Here is a 6,965-nt window from a genome sequence, read left to right on the forward strand (position 1 = left end):
GCACCTCTCTCAAACACTCTTTTTGGAGGCCTGCGATGCATCGTGTCTGGCAGAACCTGCGGTTTGCTCTCCGCCAATGGCGCAAAACGCCCGGACTGGCGATCACCTGCGTACTGACACTTGCGCTCGGCGTTGGCGCTAATACCGCGGTCTTCAGCGTGATGAACGCGGTGCTGCTACGTTCCCTGCCGGTGAGCGATCCGGCCCGGGTGTTTTATCTCAACACCTCGGGAATGCCCCAGAACACCGTAAACACCGGCAATAGCAACACATCCTTCTCCTACCTGGTGTACCAGGAGCTTGGCCGGCAAAAGAGTGTATTTTCCGATGTGATCGCCTACGTGCCTCTCAGCGCCGACAAGATTCCTGTACGCATCGGAACCGAGCCGGAAGAAGCCGAGGCGGACATGGTGAGCGGCGGCTTCTTCTCCGGGCTGGGAGTAAAGATGGAGCGCGGGCGCGGCTTCTCCGCGGCCGACGAGAGAAACCATACACCGACAGTGGTGCTGAGCTACGCCTACTGGGATCGGCGATTTGGCCGTGACCCGGGCGTGATCGGCCGGACGATGACGGTCAAAGGCGTGCCAGTGACGATCGTAGGCATCGCGGCCCAGGGCTTCGAGGGCGTAGAAGCCGGAAGCTCCACCGACTTCTGGATCCCCTTGCAGCGCCGCGCCGAACTCAATGCCTGGGGACATCCGGCCAGCAAGGACGGAAAGACCTATATCGACCAGCCGGGATGGTGGTGCATCCGCATGCTGGCGCGGCTGGCGCCGGGTGTTTCGAAGGCCCAGGCTGTCAACCGCGTGCAGGGGATCTTCCAATCGGCAGCCTACGAGCAGGGCGGACAGCCGCAAAAGGGCGAAAAGCCCCCGGTGCTGTCCCTGCATGAAGCCAAGAGCTTTCCCGGCTACGACGAATACTATGGCAAGCCGCTCGAGGTGCTCATGTCCATGGTCGGTCTCGTACTGCTGATCGCGCTGAGCAATGTGGCCATGCTGCTGATGGCCCGCAACTCCACACGGCTGCGGGAGTTTTCCCTGCGCCTCGCTCTGGGTGCAGCCCGGGGACAGATCTTCCGCCAGCTCCTGACCGAGAGCCTGCTGGTGGTGGCAGCCGGGGGCATCGCGGCATGGGGATTCGCCGAACTCGCCACCCGGGCGCTGGGCAACTGGGCCCAGATCGAAACCAGCATGGCGCCGGATGCGACGGTACTGCTGTTCACGCTGGGCATCCTGATCCTTGCCGCACTGGCATTCGGGCTCGCGCCCCTGAAGACAGCAGTCTCATCCGGCCCGGGGCTGGTGCTGAAAACCTCCGTAGCCACGGCAAACACGGATCGCGATAAATCGCGCACCTCGCGCACGGTCATCGCGTTGCAGATGGCGCTCTGCCTCACGCTGCTCGCCGGAGCGGGTCTGCTGGTGCGCACACTGCACAACCTGCAGACGATTCCACTCGGCATGAAGACCGACGAGCTGGTGGTCTTCGGCCTGAATCCGCAGACAACACACAGTGACACCGAGGCCCGCGCCTTCTACGGCCAAGTTCTGCGCCGCCTGCGCATGCTCCCCGGAGTCCGCGCGGTCTCGCTCGCGGAGAACCGGCCCGGAACCGGCTGGTCGAATAATTCCTCTGGCGTCACGGTGGATGGCGCAAGGCCAAAGCCCGACGTCATGGTGCGCAGCAATACCGTCGCCCCGGACTTCTTCCACACGCTCGGCATTCCGCTGGTCGCGGGCCGCGACTTTACGGATGCGGACGACGCCGGACATCCCATGGTCGTTATCGTGAACGAGACTTTCCGCAATACTTTCTTTCCCAAGTCCAACCCGCTGGGACATCACCTGGGCAGCGGAGCGGACGCGGCAGAGATCGTCGGAGTTGCAAAGGACAGCAAGTACACCAGCATCGACGAGAGCCCCATCCCCATGGCCTGGGTGCTCTATACGCAGGTTGGTGGCGTCGGGGAGATGCATATCGAGATGCGTGTCTCCGGCCCACATCCTCTGGCGGTTCTGCCTCTGGCCCAGAAAGCCATCTCATCGATCGATCCGAACCTGCCCCTACAGCAGCCCATGACCCAGCAGGAGCAGTTCGAGGTCTCGATCTCGCAGCAGGCGCTCTTTGCCCGTCTTGCCGGCTTCTTTGGCCTCATCGCCGTCGTGCTGGTTTCGACCGGTCTCTACGGCGCGATGGCCTACCGCGTAAGCCGCCGCACCATGGAGATCGGTGTACGCATGGCGCTCGGCGCGCAACGGCAGCAGGTGGTGTGTATGATCCTGCGGGAGAGCCTGGTGCTGGCGGCCCTGGGTACGGTGCTCGGAGTGCCTCTGGCCATCGGCGTTTCGAAGCTGCTGAGCGCGCAGCTCTACGGCATCACTCCCTATAACCTCGCTACCTATACCGGCGCAGTGATCGGCCTTGGCGTCGTCGCTGTCGCCGCGACGCTCCTGCCGGCACGGCGCGCCGCGACGGTCGATCCCTTGCGGGCGCTACGAAGCGAATAGCCCAGAAAGCCACAGAATCTCGGCGAGAGAAACAGGGGCGGCAATAGCAGCGGAGTTGGAGTATGCTGTTGCCGATCCATTCTGGAGGCGGATTTGGCACTCTTCGCGATTCTCGGCTTTGCAACGGTCTTCGCGGTATCGATCCTGTGGGCGACTCGCCCTGCCCGCAGCAGCCACGCTCACGGACATCATTCCGATCACCACTAAAGACAGTCGCAGACGTCTAAAAGCTGGTACCCGGAGAATGCTCCCAGGAGAGGCAACCGTTCCCGCGTAGCCTCTATGGTTTTTCATATTCGCAAACGGAATTCTACATTTCCTCAGGCCTATTTTGGCAGCAGGATTGCGTGGATTTCTCCGCCCGTGCTCGTATTTCCTTACGCTGCAACGATATACTGAGCGTTACAAAGAGACGTCGAGTTCCTTTACAGCTTGGCAGGGCGTTTGCAAGCAAGGCACCCTGAGTGAGCAGTTCACTCTCGTTTCTGCCGCCCATGGAGAGGTCCTTCCAAACCCGCATTACCGTGGTGCTGCTCGCGGTCTTTACCGTAGCGGCAGCGGTTCTTGCGGTCTTCAACCGTATGCAGGAGGACATCTACCAGTCCCCTACCGACGGGGTGATCTGGGTAGAGGCGCCCGGCGGCCTCGTGGCGCAGCGTGTCGCTCCCGGCAGTAACGGCGAAATCGCCGGACTGAAGACGGGAGACCTGCTGATCCGGGCCAATGACCGCGCTATTCCGCGCTGGGCCTCCCTGGCCGAGGAGATGATCCGCACCCGCGCCTATAACACCATCAACTACACGGTGATGCGCGAAGGCATCCGCATCGAGGTCCAGGTCATCCTCGGCGCGCAGGATCGCAGCTTCAACGATGGCTTCCGCGCCATCGCCCTGGTTTATCTCTGCATCGGCCTCTACGTTCTCTTCCGCCGCTGGACCGCTCCCCACTCGACGCATTTCTACATCTTCTGCCTGGCTTCGTTCGTTCTCTACTCGTTCAAGTACACGGGCGAGCTCGACGGCCTGGACCTGGCGATCTACTGGGGCAACATCCTTGCCGAAGCCCTGCAGCCGGCGCTCTTCCTGCACTTCGCGCTGGCCTTCGCCGATGAACGCGGACGGCGGCGTCCGCGGCTGATGTCCCTGGTTTACGTGCCGGGCGTCTTCGTGGTCGGACTGCGGCTCTTCGCCATGTGGAAGTGGTCGGCGACCGAGGTGCTGCGCCATCGTCTCGACCAGATCGGCGTCGGTTACGACGCGACGTTCTATGTGCTGGCCGCGGTCGTGCTCTTTGTCAGCTACCGGACCACGGCGGCTCCCCTGCGCCGCCAGCAGCTGAAGTGGCTCACGCGCGGCACGCTGGTCGCGGTGATGCCCTTCGCCCTGCTCGTCGCGGTTCCCTACCTCGCGAACATCCATGTGCCGGATCTGGTGACCAAGATCGCCGGCATCTCGCTGGTCTTCCTGCCGCTGACCTTCAGCTGGGCCATCGTGCGCTACCGCCTGATGGATACCGATCTGATCTTCAAGCGCGGTGTGACCTACACGCTCGCGACCGCGGCTCTGGTCGGCCTCTATTTCGCCGTAGTGGCGATTGCCGGCGAAGTGGTGCGCAAGCGCGTGCCGAATGCCGGCACCTGGGGCGTCATCGCGGTCATCATCATCACGGCGCAGCTCTTCGATCCCATCAAGCGGCGCATCCAGGACCGCGTGGATCGCGTCTTCGACCGCAAGCGCTATGACTACCGCCAGACGCTGATCGAGTTCGGCCGCGGCCTGAATACGCAGACGGACCTGAAGGCGCTGCTACACGCCATCGTCGACCGCTTGCCCCGCACCCTGCTGGTGACGCGCATCGCCGTCTTCCTCACCGATGGCGCAGGCAGCTTCCGGCTCGCCGACGGGCATGGTCTGCCGCCAAGCACCTACGAACTCGCGGGCAAGGGGCGCCTCGAGCTCAGCTTCCTGGATTTCGACCAGCCGGACGCGGGCTCGCACATCTTCCTCGAGAATCCGCAGCAGGCGCTGCATCTCACCGAGAGCGAACGTCGAGCCGCCGAACTCCTGGACCTGAACTACTACCTGCCTTGTCGTGTGCAGGATAAGGCCATCGCCGTCATCGGCCTCGGGCGCACCGCCGACGGCGACTTTCTTTCGAGCGAAGATGTCGAACTGCTCGAATCGCTGGCCGACTATATCGGCATCGCCATCCAGAACGCCCGACTCTACGCCAGCCTCGAAGAAAAGATCGTCGAGTACGAGCGCCTTAAGGAATTCAACGAGAACATCGTCGAGTCGATCAATGTCGGCATCCTCGCCGTCGATCTCGAAGACCGCATCGACAGCTGGAATTCGCAGATGGAAGTGATGTACGCGCTGCCCCGCGCCGAGGCTCTCCGGCAGCCGATCGCGAACATCCTGCCCCCCGCGCTGGTCGAGGCCTATCACCGCGCGACGGCCGAGAGCGGCGTCCACAATCTATACAAGTTCCGCTTCGAGACCCGCACCGGCGAAACGCGCACCGCAAACATCGCCATCGCTCCGCTGGTGTCACGCGACTTCACCACCGTCGGCCGCATCATCCTCGTCGACGACATCACCGATCGCACCGATCTCGAAGCCCAGCTCTCGCAGGCAGAGAAACTCTCCTCGATCGGCCTGCTGGCTGCCGGCGTCGCGCACGAAGTCAATACTCCTCTGGCCGTGATCTCGTCTTATACGCAGATGCTCTCGAAACAGCTCCGGGGCGATGCCAAGTTCGGCCCCCTGCTTGAGAGGATCACCAGTCAGACCTTCCGCGCCTCCGAGATCGTGAACGGCCTGCTGAACTTCTCGCGCACCGGCACGACCGAGTTCAAGGAGACCGATCTTAACGCGATCATCCGCGACACGCTGACGCTGATCGAGCACCAGTTCAAGACCTCAGGGGTCACGCTCGACACTTCCCTGCTGCCCGAGCTACCGCCGATTCTGGGGAACGCAGGCAAACTGCAGCAGGTCTTCCTGAATCTCTTCCTGAATGCCAAGGATGCGATGTCCGAGGGCGGCACCCTGCGCATCTCGACTGTCGCCAATGGCCATGTCAGCGTCTCGATCTCCGATACCGGCTCCGGCATTTCGCCCGAGCATCTGCGTCGCATCTACGATCCCTTTTTCACTACCAAGTCGGCGCCGAAGGAAGGCCAGCGGCGCGGCACAGGCCTCGGCCTGGCCGTGACCTACGGCATCATCCAGGAGCACGCCGGCAAGATTCATGTGGAAAGCGAGGTAGGCATGGGCACAACCTTCCACCTCGAGTTCCCGATGTTAAGGAAACCTGCGCATGTCTGAAGGCATCCTCGCGATCGACACCCCGGCAAACACCGAGGCGACCGCTACCGAACGCATTCTCATCATCGACGATGAATCCGCGATCCGCGAATCGCTAGAGACCCTCCTGACGCTCGAGGGCTACACCATCGAGATGGCGGTGAACGGCGAAGACGGTCTCAAAGCGATCGAGAACTCGGTCTATGACCTCGTCCTGCTCGACCTCGCGCTGCCCGGCAAGAACGGTCTCGAGATTCTCAAGCTCATCCGCGAAAAACACACCTCTCTGCCGGTCATCATGATCACCGCCTACGGCAAGGTGGACAACGTTGTCGAGGCCATCCACACCGGCGCGCAGAACTTTGTCCAGAAGCCGTGGGACAACGAGAAGCTGCTGGCCGATATCCGCTCGGCCATCGGCCGATACCACGCCGAAGAAGAGAATGTGCAGCTGAAGCGCGCCATGAAGCAGCGCTACAGCTTCTCGAACATCGTGGGCAAGAGCGAAGTGATGCTGCGCATCTTCGACCTCGTTGCACAGGTCGCGCCCAGCAAATCCACAATCCTGATCCAGGGCGAGAGCGGCACCGGCAAGGAGCTGATCGCAAAGGCTCTGCACGCCAACTCGACGCGCCGCGACAAGCCTTTTGTGCCGATCAACACCGGCGCGGTGCCCACCGACCTGCTCGAATCGACGCTCTTCGGACACGTGCGCGGCGCGTTCACTTCTGCGGTCGCCGCCAAGAAGGGCCTCTTCGAGGTCGCAAATGGCGGCACGCTCTTCCTAGATGAAATCGGCACCATGCCGATGGATACACAGGCCAAGATCCTCCGCGTGCTGCAGGACAAGCGCTTCATGCCCCTGGGTGGCGTGCAGGAGATGCAGGTGGATGTCCGCATCGTTGCTGCAACCAACGCCGACCTGCGCCAGGCCGTGCGCGAAGGCAAGTTCCGCGAAGATCTCTTCTATCGCCTGAACGTCATCAACATCGAACTGCCCCCGCTGCGCTCGCGCCGTGAGGACATTCCGCTGCTGGCCGCGCATTTCCTCAAGTACTATGCCGACGAAAACGGCCTCGCGCCGCGCAGCCTCTCACCCGAGGCGCTCCGGGCAGTGGTTGACTACGAGTGGCCGGGCAACGTGCGC

3 protein-coding genes are annotated in these 6,965 nt (G+C 62.5%); all 3 read left to right on the forward strand.

The features are described from left to right. Nucleotides 1–35: 35 nt before the first annotated feature. Nucleotides 36–2,510 (forward strand): ABC transporter permease, encoded by a 2,475-nt coding sequence (locus QM649_RS00770; protein ID WP_415197085.1) that lies wholly within the window; start codon nt 36–38, stop codon nt 2,508–2,510. A 464-nt stretch (nt 2,511–2,974) separates the two neighbouring features. Continuing rightward, nucleotides 2,975–5,839 carry an ATP-binding protein gene (locus QM649_RS00775; protein WP_415197086.1) on the forward strand — a complete coding sequence of 955 codons (2,865 nt, stop codon included), beginning with the start codon at nt 2,975–2,977 and terminating at the stop codon, nt 5,837–5,839. After that, the coding region (locus QM649_RS00780; protein WP_415197087.1) for a sigma-54-dependent transcriptional regulator at nt 5,832–6,965 on the forward strand (1,134 nt) is incomplete at its 3' end. The genes QM649_RS00775 and QM649_RS00780, both read left to right, overlap by 8 nt.

The sequence above is a fragment of the Silvibacterium sp. genome (assembly GCF_047605705.1).
Classification (GTDB): Bacteria; Acidobacteriota; Terriglobia; order Terriglobales; family Acidobacteriaceae; genus Silvibacterium.

What these genes read in the sequence shown, in the direction of transcription:
- QM649_RS00770 (WP_415197085.1), top strand. Translation starts at nt 36, where the DNA reads ATGCATCGTGTCTGGCAGAACCTGCGGTTTGCTCTCCGCCAATGGCGC.